Annotated in this window: 14 protein-coding genes; 5 read left to right on the forward strand and 9 right to left on the reverse strand. The window is 41.3% G+C overall.

The genetic code is table 11. From position 1 onward, the window contains the following. The first annotated feature begins 287 nt into the window (after positions 1 to 287). The 3 genes from cysB (at position 288) to C9J48_RS14430 (ending at position 3,360) form a co-directional block, all read left to right on the forward strand. On the forward strand, positions 288 to 1,262 hold the full coding sequence (cysB, locus tag C9J48_RS14420) for an HTH-type transcriptional regulator CysB (protein ID WP_006233157.1): 975 nt from the start codon (positions 288 to 290) through the stop codon (positions 1,260 to 1,262). 145 nt (positions 1,263 to 1,407) lie between these two features. Continuing rightward, a complete protein-coding gene (locus C9J48_RS14425) occupies positions 1,408 to 2,604 on the forward strand; it encodes a methyltransferase (RefSeq protein WP_006233158.1) in 1,197 nt (398 codons plus the stop codon). A 27-nt stretch (positions 2,605 to 2,631) separates the two neighbouring features. Continuing rightward, the gene (locus C9J48_RS14430) at positions 2,632 to 3,360 is read left to right on the forward strand and encodes a sulfite exporter TauE/SafE family protein (protein ID WP_006233159.1); all 729 of its coding nucleotides are present in this window, start codon (positions 2,632 to 2,634) and stop codon (positions 3,358 to 3,360) included. 81 nt (positions 3,361 to 3,441) lie between these two features. On the opposite strand, the gene C9J48_RS14435 is transcribed toward C9J48_RS14430, so the two are convergent. The 3 genes from C9J48_RS14435 to C9J48_RS14445 form a co-directional block, all read right to left on the reverse strand. Then, on the reverse strand, positions 3,442 to 5,433 hold the full coding sequence (locus C9J48_RS14435; protein ID WP_006233161.1) for a putative bifunctional diguanylate cyclase/phosphodiesterase: 1,992 nt from the start codon (positions 5,431 to 5,433) through the stop codon (positions 3,442 to 3,444). Positions 5,434 to 5,618: 185 nt separating this feature from the next. Continuing rightward, positions 5,619 to 6,608 carry a DUF3943 domain-containing protein gene (locus C9J48_RS14440; protein WP_006233162.1) on the reverse strand — a complete coding sequence of 330 codons (990 nt, stop codon included), beginning with the start codon at positions 6,606 to 6,608 and terminating at the stop codon, positions 5,619 to 5,621. Between the two features lie 312 nt (positions 6,609 to 6,920). Then, positions 6,921 to 8,177: an aromatic amino acid transport family protein gene (locus C9J48_RS14445; protein ID WP_006233163.1), complete on the reverse strand. Its 1,257-nt coding sequence runs from the start codon at positions 8,175 to 8,177 to the stop codon at positions 6,921 to 6,923. A gap of 394 nt (positions 8,178 to 8,571) precedes the next feature. Between C9J48_RS14445 and C9J48_RS14450 the strand changes: the two genes are divergently transcribed. Further along, a complete protein-coding gene (locus tag C9J48_RS14450) occupies positions 8,572 to 9,795 on the forward strand; it encodes a CinA family nicotinamide mononucleotide deamidase-related protein (protein WP_006233164.1) in 1,224 nt (407 codons plus the stop codon). 97 nt (positions 9,796 to 9,892) lie between these two features. Here C9J48_RS14450 and asrC read toward each other — a convergent pair whose 3' ends face one another. Genes asrC through cobA form a run of 4 tightly spaced genes read right to left on the reverse strand, consistent with a single transcriptional unit; the run spans position 9,893 to position 13,691 of the window. After that, the gene (gene asrC / locus C9J48_RS14455) at positions 9,893 to 10,900 is read right to left on the reverse strand and encodes a sulfite reductase subunit C (protein ID WP_006233165.1); all 1,008 of its coding nucleotides are present in this window, start codon (positions 10,898 to 10,900) and stop codon (positions 9,893 to 9,895) included. 10 nt (positions 10,901 to 10,910) lie between these two features. Then, complete coding sequence (gene asrB, locus C9J48_RS14460; RefSeq protein ID WP_006233166.1) at positions 10,911 to 11,786, reverse strand: anaerobic sulfite reductase subunit AsrB; 876 nt, start codon at positions 11,784 to 11,786, stop codon at positions 10,911 to 10,913. Next, entirely contained in the window at positions 11,779 to 12,867 is a 1,089-nt protein-coding gene (gene asrA / locus C9J48_RS14465) for an anaerobic sulfite reductase subunit AsrA (RefSeq protein WP_006233167.1), read from the reverse strand. Before asrA ends, asrB begins: the two co-directional genes overlap by 8 nt. Further along, entirely contained in the window at positions 12,867 to 13,691 is an 825-nt protein-coding gene (gene cobA, locus C9J48_RS14470; RefSeq protein ID WP_006233168.1) for a uroporphyrinogen-III C-methyltransferase, read from the reverse strand. Before cobA ends, asrA begins: the two co-directional genes overlap by 1 nt. Positions 13,692 to 14,225: 534 nt before the next feature. Here cobA and C9J48_RS14475 point away from each other — a divergent pair. After that, positions 14,226 to 15,080, forward strand: coding sequence for an META domain-containing protein (locus C9J48_RS14475; protein WP_006233169.1), 855 nt, complete (start codon positions 14,226 to 14,228; stop codon positions 15,078 to 15,080). 161 nt (positions 15,081 to 15,241) lie between these two features. On the opposite strand, the gene yfaE is transcribed toward C9J48_RS14475, so the two are convergent. Beyond that, positions 15,242 to 15,529, reverse strand: coding sequence for a class I ribonucleotide reductase maintenance protein YfaE (yfaE, locus tag C9J48_RS14480; protein WP_006233170.1), 288 nt, complete (start codon positions 15,527 to 15,529; stop codon positions 15,242 to 15,244). Next, complete coding sequence (gene nrdB, locus C9J48_RS14485; protein ID WP_006233171.1) at positions 15,526 to 16,659, reverse strand: class Ia ribonucleoside-diphosphate reductase subunit beta; 1,134 nt, start codon at positions 16,657 to 16,659, stop codon at positions 15,526 to 15,528. The genes yfaE and nrdB overlap by 4 nt, the downstream gene beginning before the upstream one ends. Positions 16,660 to 16,675: the final 16 nt, after the last annotated feature.

The raw sequence follows: 16,675 nt of genomic DNA on the forward strand, positions 1-16,675 counted from the left end.
ATCTATCTTTTTGGTGATAGCGAGATCCCTCAAAGTTAATAGGAATTGTGTTAATTTGAGTTATATGCCGGTTAAAAGAGATTATTTAATAAAGATTTAAAGGCAATAAGTAGACAGCCTTGGTGTTAATGCGAAAAAGAGCAAACAAACATGATCAAAACCCGTACAATTGATATGAATCACATGGTTACAGACTGATATTAATCTCGTTGAATAGTTACCCCCGAAATATTCAATGCTCACTTGTAATTGGTATAAAATGTAATGGACTATAGTTGGGCGGTATCATGAAATTACAACAAATAAGATATATCGTTGAGATTGTGGACCATAATCTTAATGTTTCCTCTACTGCAGAGAGTTTATATACCTCACAGCCTGGCATCAGTAAGCAAGTTCGTTTACTGGAAGATGAGCTAGGTGTTCAAATTTTTGAACGCAGCGGTAAGCACCTAACAAAAGTGACGCCTGCAGGTGTAGATATAGTGCGTATTTCGCGTGATATTTTATCTCGAGTTGAAAGTATTAAAGCTGTTGCTGGTGAGCATACTCACCCTGAGATAGGTACATTGAATATAGCGACGACACATACCCAAGCTCGTTATGCATTACCTCATGTTATTAAGTATTTTACGGCTCGATATCCCAAAGTGTCGTTACACATGCATCAAGGTACGCCTTCCCAAATAGCAGATGCTGTTGGTAATGGTACGACAGATTTTGCTATTGCAACTGAAGCTCTGCATTTATATCAAGATATGATTATGTTGCCTTGTTATCACTGGAATCGTTCGATTGTTGTCAGAACGGATCACCCATTAGCGAAAAAAGCAGATATTACTATTCATGATTTAGCCGCTTATTCGTTAGTAACCTATGTATTTGGTTTTACGGGGCGCTCAGAACTTGATAGTGCATTTAATCGTTCAGGTTTAACTCCGCGAATTGTCTTTACAGCAACCGATGCAGACGTTATTAAAACCTATGTACGCTTAGGTATTGGTGTTGGTGTTATTGCAAGTATGGCGATGGACCCTGAGGTGGATAGCGATCTTGTTGAGATTGATGCGAGTCATATTTTTGAAGCAAGTACGACTAACATTGGCTTTAAGAAAGGTACATTTTTACGTGCCTATATGTATGATTTTATGGAACGATTTGCACCGCATTTAACTCGTGAAACGGTTGATCAAGCCGTTGCATTGAAAACAAATGAAGAAATTGAAGTCATGTTTGCAAGTATGGATTTACCAGTACGCTAACGATTTTATTTTAGTTTTTAATGACGATGTTTAAAAACCGCTGAGTTAGCGGTTTTTTTATGTCTGCTTACTGATGCCTAGCACTATGGAGAAATTAGTATAAAATATCGGCCCATCAAACCATACAGTATTTGAGAACGACTACATGGCTGGCTATGCCCAACAATTTCGACAACTTGATGATGTATTGTCCAAAAATAAAGCGTTTTGGCAATTTATGCCTTTTGCTGAAAAAGACAGTGTATGGTTGCAAACACACCCCGAGATGTGTGCATGGCTGAACAGCTTAACGGAGCAACATCTTGAAGAATTAAATACAGATAGTGATAAATTGGTCGCCGCTTTATCTCGCTGGATTCCAGACGCTGCTGTGTTGCACCAATTATCGCTATGCCAACCATTAGCATCAATCGATATCGATGTGCCTTATGGCTTAAACTCGGGTATTCCAGGGCGAAAGTGGACTCAAATAAATGCTTTTAATGCGGCATTACCGCGTTTGCAATTACCTTGGTTAGAGTGGTGTGCCGGTAAAGGGCATCTTGGTCGTATTTTAGCGGCAACCCATGATATGCCAGTCACGAGTTTAGAGTGGCAGCAACAACTTTGTGTTGATGGTGAAGCATCTGCTAAGCAACTTAAATTGCCGATTCATTTTGTACAAGCTGATGTATTTGATGAGAGTTGTGATACTCATATTCACCCCAAACAACATGCTGTTGCTTTACACGCATGCGGTGATCTACATGTGTCGCTATTACAGCGAGTGGTAGAGCGACAAGGTGCTGCGGTAAGTGTGTCGCCGTGTTGTTATCATTTAATTCGGTCTGAAATATACCAACCGCTTTCGCGTACAGCGAAACAAAGTACGATTTCCTTAAACAAACACGATTTACGCTTACCATTACAAGAAACGGTTACTGCAGGGAAGCGTATTCGACGCCAACGTTTTTTAGAAGTCAGTTTTCGTTTGGGTTTTGACTCGTTACAGCGGCACTTGCTAAATAACGATGAGTATTTACCCGTTCCCAATGTACATAAAGCATTATTAAATGAAGGTTTTGCTGCTTTTTGCTTATGGGCTGCTGAAAAGAAAAATATAGAGCTAAGACCCAATATTGATTTTGAATATTGGCAGCAAGAAGGCGAGCGACGACATGGCATTATTGAACGAATGGAATTAGTTCGTCAGCTATTTCGACGCCCGCTGGAAATGTGGCTAGTACTTGATCGTGTTTGTTATTTAGAGCAGTCAAATTATGACGTATCCCTAGGCACATTTTGTGATAAACCGGTAACACCACGAAATATACTTATTCATGCTGAGCGTAAAGGTAGCTAACAATGACAGACAAGGGCTAAACAAAAGATGGAGACCACAACACTTATTTATTGTGCTCTCGCATTGGCTGCGGGTTGTTTTGTTCAAAGTACTGTCGGTTTTGGAATGGCAATTGTTGCAGCTCCAATTATTTATTTCTTTGAACCTAAATTTGTGCCAGGCGTAATTACGCTAGTGGGCTTTTTTCTCGCGTTGATTAACATGTGGCAGTATCGTCAAATGTTATCGTTTAAAGGCTTAACCGCAGCATTCGTTGGTCGAGTACCTGGCACTATTGTTGCTGGTGTTTTGCTGATGTATATTACATCGGAATCCTTGGCGTTAGTACTGGGTATTGGCGTGTTATTAGCCGTTGTTATCAGTTTAACGAAAGTGAGTATTCGACCTACGCCAAAAGCGCTTTTTTGGGCCGGTTTTGTGTCTGGTGTTATGGGAACAAGTACCAGTATCGGCGGACCACCAATGGCACTAGTATTACAACATGCAGAAGCGGGTAAATTACGCGCAAATCTTGCTGGATATTTTGCGTTTAGCTGTTTGTTATCATTAGTTGCCCTGTCTGCAACTGGGCATTTTAGTTGGTGGCATTTTAAGTATGGAATGATGTTATTACCTGCGCCATTAATTACTACATGGTTTGCTTACCGAGTTCAGCATTTAATTAAGGCGGAATGGCTGCGTTATGCCCTTTTGATTTTATGTTCCGTATCTGGTGTGCTGGCTATGTGGCAAGGACTTAGCCCTTTGATGGTATAAAGGAATTTATCCCCAAGCGATTTAAACATGCAGGGTTTGTTATAAAAAAGGTCTCGTTAGAGACCTTTTTTATACCGCTAATTATTGTGTATGACAAAGGCTATGATTAGGTGATTCTGGGACTTCATTCAGCAGCGCAAACCCAGATTCTTCCAATTGATGAGCAGGCATGGGCTTTGCTAAGTAATAGCCTTGGCAATAATCAAAGTTACACATTTGCAAATATTGTAATTGCTCGATTGTTTCTACACCCTCGGCAACGACTTTTAAATCCAATTTTTCACAAATCGCTTTCGTGGCTTCGATAATTGCGCGGCTTCCTTTGTGGTTTCCTTGCACAAAGCTTTGATCAAGCTTTACTGTGCTAATTGGCAAATCTTGAAGTTGTGACAAAGACGAGTAACCAGTGCCAAAATCATCTAGATAGAGTTCTATTCCCAATGCCGCAAGGTCTTCTAAGCATTGTTTTGCATCATCATATTCCTGCAGCATGGTTGATTCTGTTAACTCAAGCGCTAATTGTGCAGGGTTGATATTATAGCGCAGAATCATTGCTTCAATGGTGGGAGCCAAGCTAGCTTGTAATTGCGCTCGCGATAAGTTAACACTCATCATGAATGCTTTATCATACTTTTGTTGCCATGCCGCCAGCTGTAAAAAAGCCGTTTTAAATATCCATTTTCCAAGCGGGACGATTTGACCCGTTTCTTCGGCTAACGGAATAAATTCGGCGGGTGATACTTGGCCTAATTCTTCATCATACCAACGAATTAATGCTTCAAACCCTTTTAACTTTCGTGTTTTTAAATCAATAATTGGTTGGTAATACAGTTCGAACGCTTCCATTTCTAGAGCGAGTGTTAAGTGATGGCGCAATATCATTTTTCGATATAGTGCTTCAGCCATATCAGGAGAAAAGTGATGACTACAGTTTCTTCCTCGCAGTTTAGCGCGGTGCATGGCCATATCAGCTTGAGTAACTAATGTTTCTATATTATCTGCATCATCAGGGTAGCTAGCGGTACCAATACTACAACCAATCGATAATTCGCCCACTTCTTTTAAGTGAAAGGGCTTATTCAGCTTGGCAATAATATTCTTAGCAAAGGAAAGTGTGTTCTGAACATTACGGTGTTCGACTTGAATTATGAACTCATCGCCACCGAAACGCGCTAAGAGCCCTTTATGTTGCAGTGTTTCTCTTAAACGTATTGCTATTGCTTTTAATAACTTATCACCAATAGCATGGCCATAAGTATCATTGATCATTTTAAAACCATCGATATCGAGGAATAATAAGCTATACGGCTGTTGTTGATGGTTCGATTCGTTTATCGCATTTGAAATGCCACGGCGGTTTAATAAATCAGTTAAGAAATCATGCTCTGCATTATATTTTGCTTTCTTTAATTTCTCTTTTTCTGGGCTGATATTTGTGAGATGTAAGAGTAGTTGCTGCTCATCTTTCAACCACTTTCCTTCTACGTCAAACCAAAGGTGACTTTGACCCGTCCAACATAGTTTTTTGTTGTGAATCGTACCGTCTATTTTTGCTTTATTGAGCCATGATTCAGCACTACTGATATCGCCAAGGAAGTTTGCAAGATCGTACAGATATTTACCAAAAGAAAGGGTAAAAGCATTGTTAGCACTGACTAATATTCCTTCCTTATTAAAAAGTAAGGCAAGGTTTGAGCAATCAGAAAAGGCGAGAGCACGTTGTAATGTTGATTCTTCAGCAATAACTTCGACCAACATTGCTGTACGACCATCGGGTAATTTAATTCCGGAGAATACACATAATGCTTTTTTTAAAATTTGTTTTGGTGTGAAATTCCACCAGGTTTTAATGATTTCATCTTTATTAAAACGTAAGCGGTAACCATTTAATGTGGCTTCTACTGCTTCAGACATATCGTGAGCAAGATCTCGAGAGGTTAATTCATGTAAGGAATCGGCTTCCCAAAGCGGTAAAGCGCTTAAATTAGCCCAGATGATTGTCTTATTATCAATATCAAAAACCCAAATAGGGCTCTGAAGGTGATTGAAGGGGAAAAAAGTCTGATTTAACAACGGTACTATAACATTGATTAGCTCAAATGATATCGGCAGGATAGCTTAAAAACTATGTTTTAAATATGAATTTAACAACAAACCGTGATATTACTTCATTTCTATTGTTTGCAAATCATTAAGAGCTTGATAAGTGGAAATAAAATTAAGGCAAACTATTTTATTTCCACCTTATGCTATGTTTTCTAGTTTAATGCGAGTTTTACTTGAAAACCGAAAAATTGTCGATCATAAGGCGCACCTGCATTAAGCGCAAAATTCGCTGCATTTGTGTCACCAAACCATGGGGTGTAACTAAAGCTAACATCTGCATCACCATTCCACATATCTGTTATCCAATAGTGGATATGACCGACAGGGTTTAAGAAGAATAAGGTAACATCACCAACAGCCTTAGAGCCCATGACCTCACCACCGCGAGCCGTAATCTCTAGTTCCTTTTGGAACATCAATTCACCGACGGCAGCACCAAATAATGGTGTGACGATAATATCTTGAATAGAGGGTACTTCTGCAAACGCTTCTACCCCATACTCCCAGAAAAAAGTAGACATGGTTGCGGAGTATAAAAATGACTCCCATTCGTCAAAACCAGAATGACGTGCTGCAGTATAATAAACACCGCCAAAGTAAGGGTGCATAACATAGTTTAAAACGTGGTCATCTTGGTCCCAAACTGGCCCTTGACTGACGTTATCCCACCACTTGCTACCGAGGTTGCTTAAGTTACGATCGTCTTCATCCCAATTGGTGACACTTTCAGGCAGTAAGGTCATTGCAGCGACGGTGGCAAGGCTTAAACCAAAGATGGTGTAAGACTGTTCAAGCAGGTAATCCCAATCTTTTTCTGATGAAACAGATAAGTACATAGGAATTGTATTTACCGCATTATCTGCAAACAAAGGTGCTTGCTCTGTGTTGCTTTTATCATCAGAAGAAGACAAACGGTATGAAGGCTGTGCCCCATATTCTAAAAATATACCCTGATTATCGTAACCTTGATTTTGGAATGACTGATTCATTGTTATGCCATTACGAGTTGTATCACGCCCAGTAAGAGGGTTTACGTAACTCTGAGTGTCATAACTAAAATTGTTTTTTGCATCATCCCAAGCAAAAACGGGTGAACTGAATGTACAACCAAGGATAAGTGAAGATAAAAGTGTATTGCGCAATTGATGCCCCAGATTTTAAAATATTTGTCCGTTTACTACTGATTTTTGCTTGTTGGACTAGTGGTTTATTTACATCAAAACAGTTGCTTACACATAAAGGGTAAATGCTAATTGTTAAATATACCGTCAATCCAATGAGTTGTGCGTAAAGGTGTAGTGCAACGTGTCGTGTGTGAGCGAATTATTACTGAAAACAAGTAAAATTCCTAGTAATAAATAAGGGGGGGAATGTGTACAAGCTCTGGGGCTAAGAGCTTGTACAAGAAGAGATTTTCAATTAATTCAGTGGCTTATTGCATGGTGTTCAAATGCTTATCCGACGGAAGGGATGATCCCAATCATTTGTAACAATTGTGCAGAGATGATGAGTATTCCAATACTTGTCACAGTAATTAATGCCGGTGTGCCCCCACGAACTTGGTAAGTCGCTGTCTTTATTTCTTTATCTGTTGTTGCCGTATGTGTTTCTTTACCTACTGGTAGAGTGTTTATTTGCTTACGCTGAGCTCGTACCATCGCAACAGGTAGAAAAATCGCCAAAATAACCAGTGCAATTGCTGCATAGCCCAAGGCCATAATAAAGCCCTGTGGGTAGAATAGGGCGAAACAAAGAGGTGGAACAAAGGTCACCAGTGCTGTTTGCATACGACCTTTTACTTGATTATCACGATTTAAAATATCAGAGATAAAATCAAATAAGCCTAAACTCACTCCTAGGAAAGACGTTGCTAAGGCTAGGTCAGCAAATACTGATACAGATTGGCTAACGAGCGGGTTATGTAAAATATTGCTCAGTGTGGCAATAAACGAACCCAGTGTTGTACTTGCCATTAAATCGGGCTGACCAAGCACACCTTGACTTGCTACTTGCCATAATATGTAGACCATCAGTGGTGTGGCAGAGCCAATGACCATTATTTTACGTAGTGCTTTAATATCCAAACCGACATAACGAACAATGGAAGGAATACTACCGTGAAAGCCAAAAGAGGTAAAAATGACGGGCAGTGCTGAAATGATTAATCCTTTTTGGATAGGCATCTCAACTAAATGAACACCTTGAACATGTGGCATTAATAGAAAAAGCATAACGGCTAATGCGATAACTTTTAATGTGAACAATATGCGATTAACCATATCGACTGAATGTGTACCTATAGATACAACCGTTGCAATAATAACGGTAAATCCAACCGTGCCTACTTGAGGGGCGAGATCCAGTCCCATCCAATTCGTTAACTTGTCATTTAACTGGCTGCCGCCGCCTGCAATGTATGCTGCACATAATGCGTAAAATAGGAACATCATTGCGAAGCTGGCAATCACTTGACCTTTGCGGCCCAGTAACTGATGTGCCAGGGTATGCAATGTTGCATTTTTATCGGCATGTTGGTGTACCTCAAGCATTAATAGAGCGGTATAAATCATTAATGCCCAAATACCCACCATCGTTAATGTTGCTGCTGTGAACCCCAACCCTGCTGATGCGAGAGGGAGAGCTAGCATTCCCGCCCCGATTGTTGTGCCTGCGATGATCAGCGTACTGCCGAAAGTTTTACTCATAGTCATTGAAGTCATTGTTCCCAGTTAAATTTGTGTTCATAAAACTTTACACTTAATCACGCTATTGTGGTTATCGATAGTCAGTGTCGTAATGAAAGGTATTCACGTTTTTTATTCATTATTCAGTAGTAATGTATAGGTGTAAGGCAGTTGACCTAGTCTATATGCTGGCTAGTACCTTAATGCTAGTTTTCTTTACTGTCAACTTTTGATGGTTTTGATGTAAATGTAAGTTTACATGTTGGTGGGTTGATATCTGCGATAAGAAAGACTGAATTGATGGAGAAGAGTAACGCATTGATCTCTACTGCTTTAATCAGAGAACAAATTCTCGCTGAAACGTGCATCTTAAGGTAACTTGGGTATACAAATCGGATGACATACAAAGATGAGGGAAGCCATGTTACAAGTTGCGATGATTAGCACCGGAGAAGAAGTGTTACACGGTGATATTGTGGATACTAATGCTGCGTGGCTATCACGTCTATTTTTTGAGCGTGGTTTAGCGTTATCTAGACGTACAACTGTCGGCGATCAACTTGAAGGTTTAGCGGCTGAAATTGAGCATTGTAGCCTAACCTCTGATGTGGTTATCGTGAATGGTGGTCTTGGGCCAACAAGTGACGACTTAACGGCTCAAGCTGCTGCGATTGCGGCTGATGTGGGTTTAGAGCAATCTGACTACTGGGTTGAACAGATGCATGAAAAGTATCAAAAGCTCAATCTTGTTATGCCCCAATCTAATTTGAAGCAGGCAATGTTACCCGAAGGTGCCGAGTTACTTGAAAATCCGATAGGTACAGCTTGTGGGTTTGCGATGAAATTAAACCGCGCTTGGATCTTTTTTACGCCTGGTGTGCCAAGTGAATTTAAAAAAATGGCGCAAGAGCAAATCTTAACGCGCTTAAAAGCCACATATACTGAAACGGAAAAGTTGGATTGCCATCGTTTTTATACCTTTGGTTTATCTGAGTCAGGTATTGGCGATACTTTAGCGTCTGTTTCGCTGCCGAAAGGGTATGAGTTGGGTTACCGTTCGTCGTTGCCGTTTATTGAAGTGAAGCTGTTTGCACCAGCTGCAGATACCAATGCACTTGCTTTCCAGCAACAGATGATTGATTTACTCGGTGAGAATGTCGTGAGTATTGGTCAGACACTTCCTGAGCATGTCGGCGCGCAATTGGTAGCGAAACAACTGACACTCGCTTTGGCGGAGCAATGCTCTGGGGGATGGTTGATGAATTGGCTGCAAGATTATCCCGATGCGAAAGCGCAATTACGTCAAGGGTGGATGTTAGGGACGGTAGAGGCGGCAGAGTTAGCCGCTTCAGATCAATTGGAGTCGGCATTGGCGATGGCAACTGCCACCCGTGAAAAAACAACATCAGATATCGCGCTGGTTTCAGGGCCAATTTATGATGGAAAAGTGGCTGTTGCGATGGCGACCCCCGACGGTGATTGGGCACAAGTTATTTCAACTAAACGACAATATGGCTCACGAGATATGCGTAGCTTGATCGCAACGGTGATGTTAGACATGTTACGCCGTTGGTTGGATGATCAGCCTGTGATGGGGCAATTCAGCTCTCTGAATCGCGAAAGTGAGATATTCTTAACGAGCTGATTTCATGCAGGGAGCACGTCTGCTAACAACGCCGACAGGATGATGAGATAGCAAAAGAAAGTGCAGTTAGTCTGCACTTTCTTTTTGTGGTCAGTGCCTAGGCTGGTTTTACGTGAATATTCGCAACATATTCATCTTCTGCCCAATACAGGCGCTCTGCCACATGCGCTTCTTCGTTGAGTGTAACGTCGCGTAAGACTCGATCTTTGAAGGCGTGATAACCCGCTTTATCAATTAAGTGACCCATATGCATGTACACTGGTGTCCCTGCTAAAATCTCTTTCTCGAAGGCAAACAAGTTGTTCAAGACTTGATGAATAACGTCTTCTGTTACCCAGTTTAAAAATAATTTGCCGACGCGCGGTGTGCGCTTTGATGTTCGTCCGCCCAGTTTCACCATGTACAACTGTTTGGGGTTACGTTGCCATGCCAAGGTTGGGCAGGCGAGTACACATTCTCCGCAGCCGATGCATTTGCTGACTTCTTTGGTTGCTTTACCATGTTTGATCGACAAGCAATTCGCTGCATGCTGTGAACAGACTTTTACGCAGGCTCCACAACCTATACAGCGTTCTGATTTGAAGTCTATTTGCGCGATCCCCAGAATACCAAAGTCAGCCATGTTTGCTTTGGCGCAATCGTTGGGACAGCCTGCTAACACCAGTTTGAGATGATAAGGCTGCGGGTAAACATGGTGCTCTAAGCGCTGTGCTAATCCCGTGGTATCGGTATTGGCTTTTTGGCAAATTTGACTACCTTGGCATGCAACAATATTACGTCCACCAATAGTCTGGTAACCCGCTTTGGTATCTTCGACATCAATGCCGCAGGTGGCAACAGTGATGTCTTCAATAAACGGCGCAAGGGCTTTATTTACTGCAGGTATATCTTGGTACTTAATGCCAGGCATAGCTAGTTTTTGACGAGTGGTGAGGTGAATGACACCATTACCAAAGGTCTCGGCAATATGCTGGGCAGTAGACAGTAAATAGGCTGGCATGATACCACCGGGAATACGCACGCTGATCATGCATTCTCCCCGTACTTTTGATAGGCGATAATCCCCATTGGCACGGGTTTTAATAATATCGACATCGAGACTCATGATGTTTTCCTTAATCTATCAATTGTTGGGTCTGATCAAAGCGGAACACAGGGCCATCTAAACAGACGTACTTATCACCCATGCGGCAGTGTCCACATTTGCCAACAGCGCAAGCCATACGGCGTTCATAATCGACCCAAATTTGTGACTGAGCTAGACCTTTCTCAAGGAACGCAGCAACCACAAACTTGATCATTATTGGTGGTCCTACGACGACAACTTGGAGTGTGTCGGGCTGCGAGAGATCAAGCTCATCAATGTATTCTGTAACCCGACCAATCCGAAAATTATCGGTAGTTTCCCCTTCGTCTAGCGTGGTAATGAGGTTGTGCGTGTTACGCCATAAATGCATGTCATTGCGATACAAGACAGCCTGTTCATTCTTAAACCCTAAAATCATATCGAGTTGACTAATTTGTTCAGGGTGATGGCAAAAATGCGATATCAAGCCTTTGACTGGGGCGACACCTGTACCACCTGCAACAATTACTAGATGTTTATTCTGGAACGCCTCCATCGGGTAGCCATTCCCATGAACACCGCGCATCCAAACATTATCTCCGGCTTGTAACTCAAACAACTTTTCGGTGACGAGGCCCACTTTGCGGATCAATAAATCGATATAGTCATCGCCGTAATCTGATACGGAAATAGGGGCCTCTCCTACCATGGGTAAAGAGACTTCTACGAATTGACCGAAATGAGTATCAAAGTCTTTACTGACGCGAAAATTCCATTCCAGTTCAGTATGCTTTTCAATTGCCAAAATCTTGTATGCTTTTGGCAATAAGCGATTTTCCGGTTGTTGCTGTTGATGAATCTCTGATTGCGGTGCGGTCTCGCAACGACACCCTGTGTGCTGTACATCATGTGTATGACTAGACATGAGTGACCTCTATCTTTTGGTGGGTGGAAAATGCATGTTCGACTTCGTCATTGAGATGTTGTTCAACAATATCGGTCATACGATTGATGATGTTGGTGAACGAGATATAGTGTGGGCAGCGATCATCACAACGGCCGCAACCGACACACATGTGATCATGACCTTGTCGGGCTTTGTAATCATTTACCTTATGCAAGGCTCGGTATCGTAGGCGCTCACCCGTTTTATCTCGAAAGCTGTGCCCTCCAGCCATATCGGCAAAGCCGTTGGTCATACAACTGGCTTGCTGTCGTCTGCGTTCTCCCACTTTATGGTTTTCGTCATAGGCAACGTCAAACATGTTGTAGCAACTGCATGTTGGGCAAGATGTAGTACAGCGACCACAGCCAATACAGCGGCTGTCATATTCACTCCATACTGGATGCTTATGTAGTATTTGACGGATAAGATTGGGATCGTTGCATACTTGATCCGGAGTTCTGACTTTTGTGGGGTTGGATTGAACAAATTGTGGGGTGAATTCGATTTCTTTGCCTGCGTTGTTTAAGTAATTTTGTAGTTCAGGATCTTTGGCCATGAAAGCCACGCCGTTGGCATCGAAGCGAGCAGCAGCATCATAGTTATCTGTTGTATTGCTGTTCATCGACACACAAAAACAATTTTCAAAACTTTGTGCGCATTCTATTAATACTAACTTTAGCTGTTGGCGTAATCGGCGATAATAAATATCTTCATTATTGCCGTTATTTAAATACATGTGATCAAGACGCTTAAGGGCATTAATATCACAAGCCCTAAGAAATATAAGGGTTGGGCGTGCTTCTATTTTTGACTCTCGTAATTCGTCACCATTAAAGTGAAAGAGCGTCTGGGTTATAGGTGTTACTGCTTCTTTGGGTGAAAAGTGGGATTTTTCTTGCCACACTATATCACTGGCTTGGGTTACCGATAAATATGTTAAATTATCGGTACCTGCAAAACGCCCCCCTTTATTCTCATACCCTGGGGCGAGAATGTTATAATGAGGTAATAATGTCTGAATAACCTGATTCAGCTCTGTATGGGTTAAATAGGTAGCCATTAACACATGCCTTCTAGTTGTTCATTGTAAAGGGAAGTTGCTGCTGATGATTGGTCGAGTTCATTAACCATGTTCAGGTTCTCGGAAATTGAGACGGTTTCCCCGACAACAATTAGTGAGGGCATTGGAGGGGTATGCAGGGTTAAATACTCATCCAACTGTGACAATGTAGTCACGTATTGCTGGTGGTTTGGATGCGTACCATTACTAATTATGGCGACAGGGGTGCGGTTGTTCATGCCGTATAACATTAAGTTTGAGGCAATCCAAGAAGCGCGATGTAGTCCCATATAAAATACTAAGGTGTGCTGAAGGTTAACCAATACCGCCCAATCAATACGGTAGTCATCGTTTTCACCTCGGGCAGTTACTACAGTGAATCCCCGCGAGATACCGCGATGAGTCAAAGGAATACCGCTGTAAGCACAACACCCTAATGCGGCAGTAATACCCGGAATAATTGATACTGGCACATGGTGTTGGCGTAAATACAGTGCTTCTTCACCACCACGACCGAATACCATTGGATCCCCACCTTTTAGTCGGCAGATGTTCAATCCACGCTGTGCCATCGAAACCAGCATATGGTTAATACCGTGTTGAGTTGCCGATGGGTTGTCGTAGCTTTTGCCGACTTCAATGATATGTGTCCCTGGTTGCGCTAGCTGCAAAATTTGTTTCGTTACTAGCTGATCATGCAAAATGACATCAGCTTGCTTGAGCGCATTAACAGCTTTTACTGTTAGTAACTCGGGATCGCCTGGTCCTGCGCCCACTAATGTGACATTGCCAACTACTGACGAAGGGGTTTCGATAACATACATAGTCATTACCTGCGATGGAATTTATTAAAAAATAAAACTAGGCATCAAGTTGCTGTAAATAGTCGGTGAAAGTGCGCGGTAAATCTATTCAAGCTTAATGAATGTAGGGTTAAGAAATAATGAAATGTAAAATAAAAATGTAAAGACAATCACTATGTTGAAATCTTATTGATATATATCAAATAAGGCGGGTGCTGAGAACGTTTTTTAATGACAAAAGAGGAGGGTGTGAAATTAAATAAAGCATTTTCTTTTAATAAATGAAGGGGAATATTACTTTCCAGATTTGAAATGTAGAAGGAAATATTTTAATTAGCTTAAAATATAAAATAAAACTGAAACGTTTGTCATACTTTTGTCAAATTATGAGTATTTCATCACAGGCATTGTAAACAGTGTTTAATTGGTACAAAGTAAATATTTACAGGGTCTCACACTATAGTGTTGATTGTGGAGGTTGGTTGTATCTATTGTTGCTCCACGATACTTGTCCGATAAAAGTACCCAGCCGATTAATGATGAAGGAAAGACCTTATGACATTCAAAATGAAAAAAATTGCTCTTGCAACGTCAGTGGTAGTATCAGCGTTAATGCTACAAGCGTGTAACGATACAACAGAGTCAACGCAGGTATCATCAGATAGTCTTGCTGAAGCGCCAGCGACTGAAGTGGCAAAGGCTGAAATGAAATCATTAGATGTTAATGTTATTTACCTTGATCGTCGTATGCTACCGCCGGGTGCCGTGCTAGAAGTGACTCTTGAAGATGTATCAAAAGCTGATGCACCGTCAGAGTTGATTGTTAGCCAGTCAATGGAACCCGCGTCAGCGCCTCCATACGTGATGGTATTGGATTACGATACGACAAAAATTGTAGATAAGCACCGCTATAGCCTACGAGCCACGGTTAAAGTACAAGATCAGTTGGTGATGACATCTACCACTAGTATTAACCCATTTGCTGAAGGGGCAACTACACCTATTGAAATTAAACTGGATCGTGTCGCACATAATAAAACGACAGATACTGTAGATAATGCCGCTTTCACTGATACTTATTGGGCGTTAATGCAGCTGAGCGGTCAAGATGCCAAATTGGGTGCAGAAGAAAAAGAGGTGTTTATCCAGTTTGCATCTGAAGGTAATGCTGCCCACGGTTTCTCGGGATGTAATTCGTTTAAAGGTAGTTTTGAAATAGACAAAGGCAAACTAAGTATGGGTTCTGTTGCGGCAACACAGATGATGTGTATGGACGATATGGATCAAGAACAAGCATTTTTGAGTGCAATGGGGCAGTTTGCTAGCTACAGCGTACAAGGTGAAGCGCTGACGGTGAGAAATAACCAAGGTGAAGTGGTTGCTACATTTGAATCTCGTGACATGAACTAAATATAATTAATAATGTGGTGAGTAAACCTCTATTACGTGATGTGTACTGAAGAATCTGATAGCAATACGGTTATGATAATCGTGAAGTTGTCAGATTTTTTATATAGAGGGTACTGATATAGTTTTGGTAATGCTGGTGCTGTGAACGAGTAAGGTTGCGGTTACATTGCTTCTTTGGTTGCTATGTATGTTAATTGGTAATCAAATTCGATATCGACGTTGGCTTTAGGTGTTGAACGACAAGCAAGAATTTCGTTTGAACCGACAAACGCCATCGCATCTTGTTGGTCTACTGCCCCTGACTTTAATTTACAGCGACACGCACCGCACATGCCGTTACGACATTGGTATTCAGGTTGAATACCGGCATTTTCTAATTGGGTAAGCAAAGATTCACGGCTATTGCCGTGAACCTCTTGACCGTTAACCTTTATGGTTAGTCGGCTCATAGCTCGAAGTCACCGAGATCGTCTGCACTTACATCGTTGTCAATTTGACCAACAAGGTAAGAACTGATTTCTGCTTCTTGTGGAGCAACCTGCACATTATCAGAAGATAACCATGAATTAATCCATGGAATCGGGTTCTGATTAGCACCAGGATAAGCCTGATCAAGACCTACCGCTTTCATGCGTAGGTTTGTGATGTATTCAACGTACTGACAAAGAATTTCTTTGTTAAGACCAATCATCGAACCATCTTTGAATAGGTATTCAGCCCATTCTTTTTCTTGTTCAGCTGCTTCTTTGAAAATTTCAAAACATTCTTGCTGGCATTCTTGCGCAATATCAGCCATTTCTGGATCATCGTGTCGACCACGAAGAAGGTTCAGAATATGTTGAGTACCCGTTAAATGCAGTGCTTCATCACGAGCAATGAGCTTGATGATTTTCGCATTACCTTCCATTAATTCACGTTCGGCAAATGCAAATGAACATGCAAAGCTGACGTAGAAACGGATAGCCTCAAGTGCATTAACAGACATCATACAAACGTATAATTTCTTTTTAATCTCACGCAAATTAACAGTGATTGTTTCACCATTAACAGTATGCTTTCCTTCGCCTAAACGGTGATAATCGCTAGTTGCTGCAATTAGGTCGTCATAGTACTTAGAAATATCACCAGCACGTTTGATGATATAGTCATTTTCGACGATATCATCAAAGACAATCGCAGGATCATTCACGATATTACGGATAATATGCGTATAAGAGCGAGAGTGAATTGTTTCAGAAAAAGACCACGTTTCAATCCATGTTTCTAATTCTGGTATCGACACTATTGGCAGAAGAGCAACGTTTGGACTACGGCCTTGAATCGAGTCAAGCAGTGTCTGATATTTCAAATTACTGATGAAAATATGCTTTTCATGCTCTGGTAAATTATTGTAATCAATGCGATCACCAGATACATCAACTTCTTCTGGACGCCAGAAAAAGGAAAGTTGCTTTTCGATGAGTTTTTCGAAAATTTCGAATTTTTGTTGGTCATAACGAGCAACGTTAACAGATTGACCAAAGAACATCGGTTCTTTCATCTGATCGTTATTAATTTGACAAAAAGTGCTATACGCCATCATTTCCTCAATATTA

This window comes from Photobacterium profundum, assembly GCF_003026285.1.
Classification (GTDB): Bacteria; Pseudomonadota; Gammaproteobacteria; order Enterobacterales; family Vibrionaceae; genus Photobacterium; species Photobacterium profundum.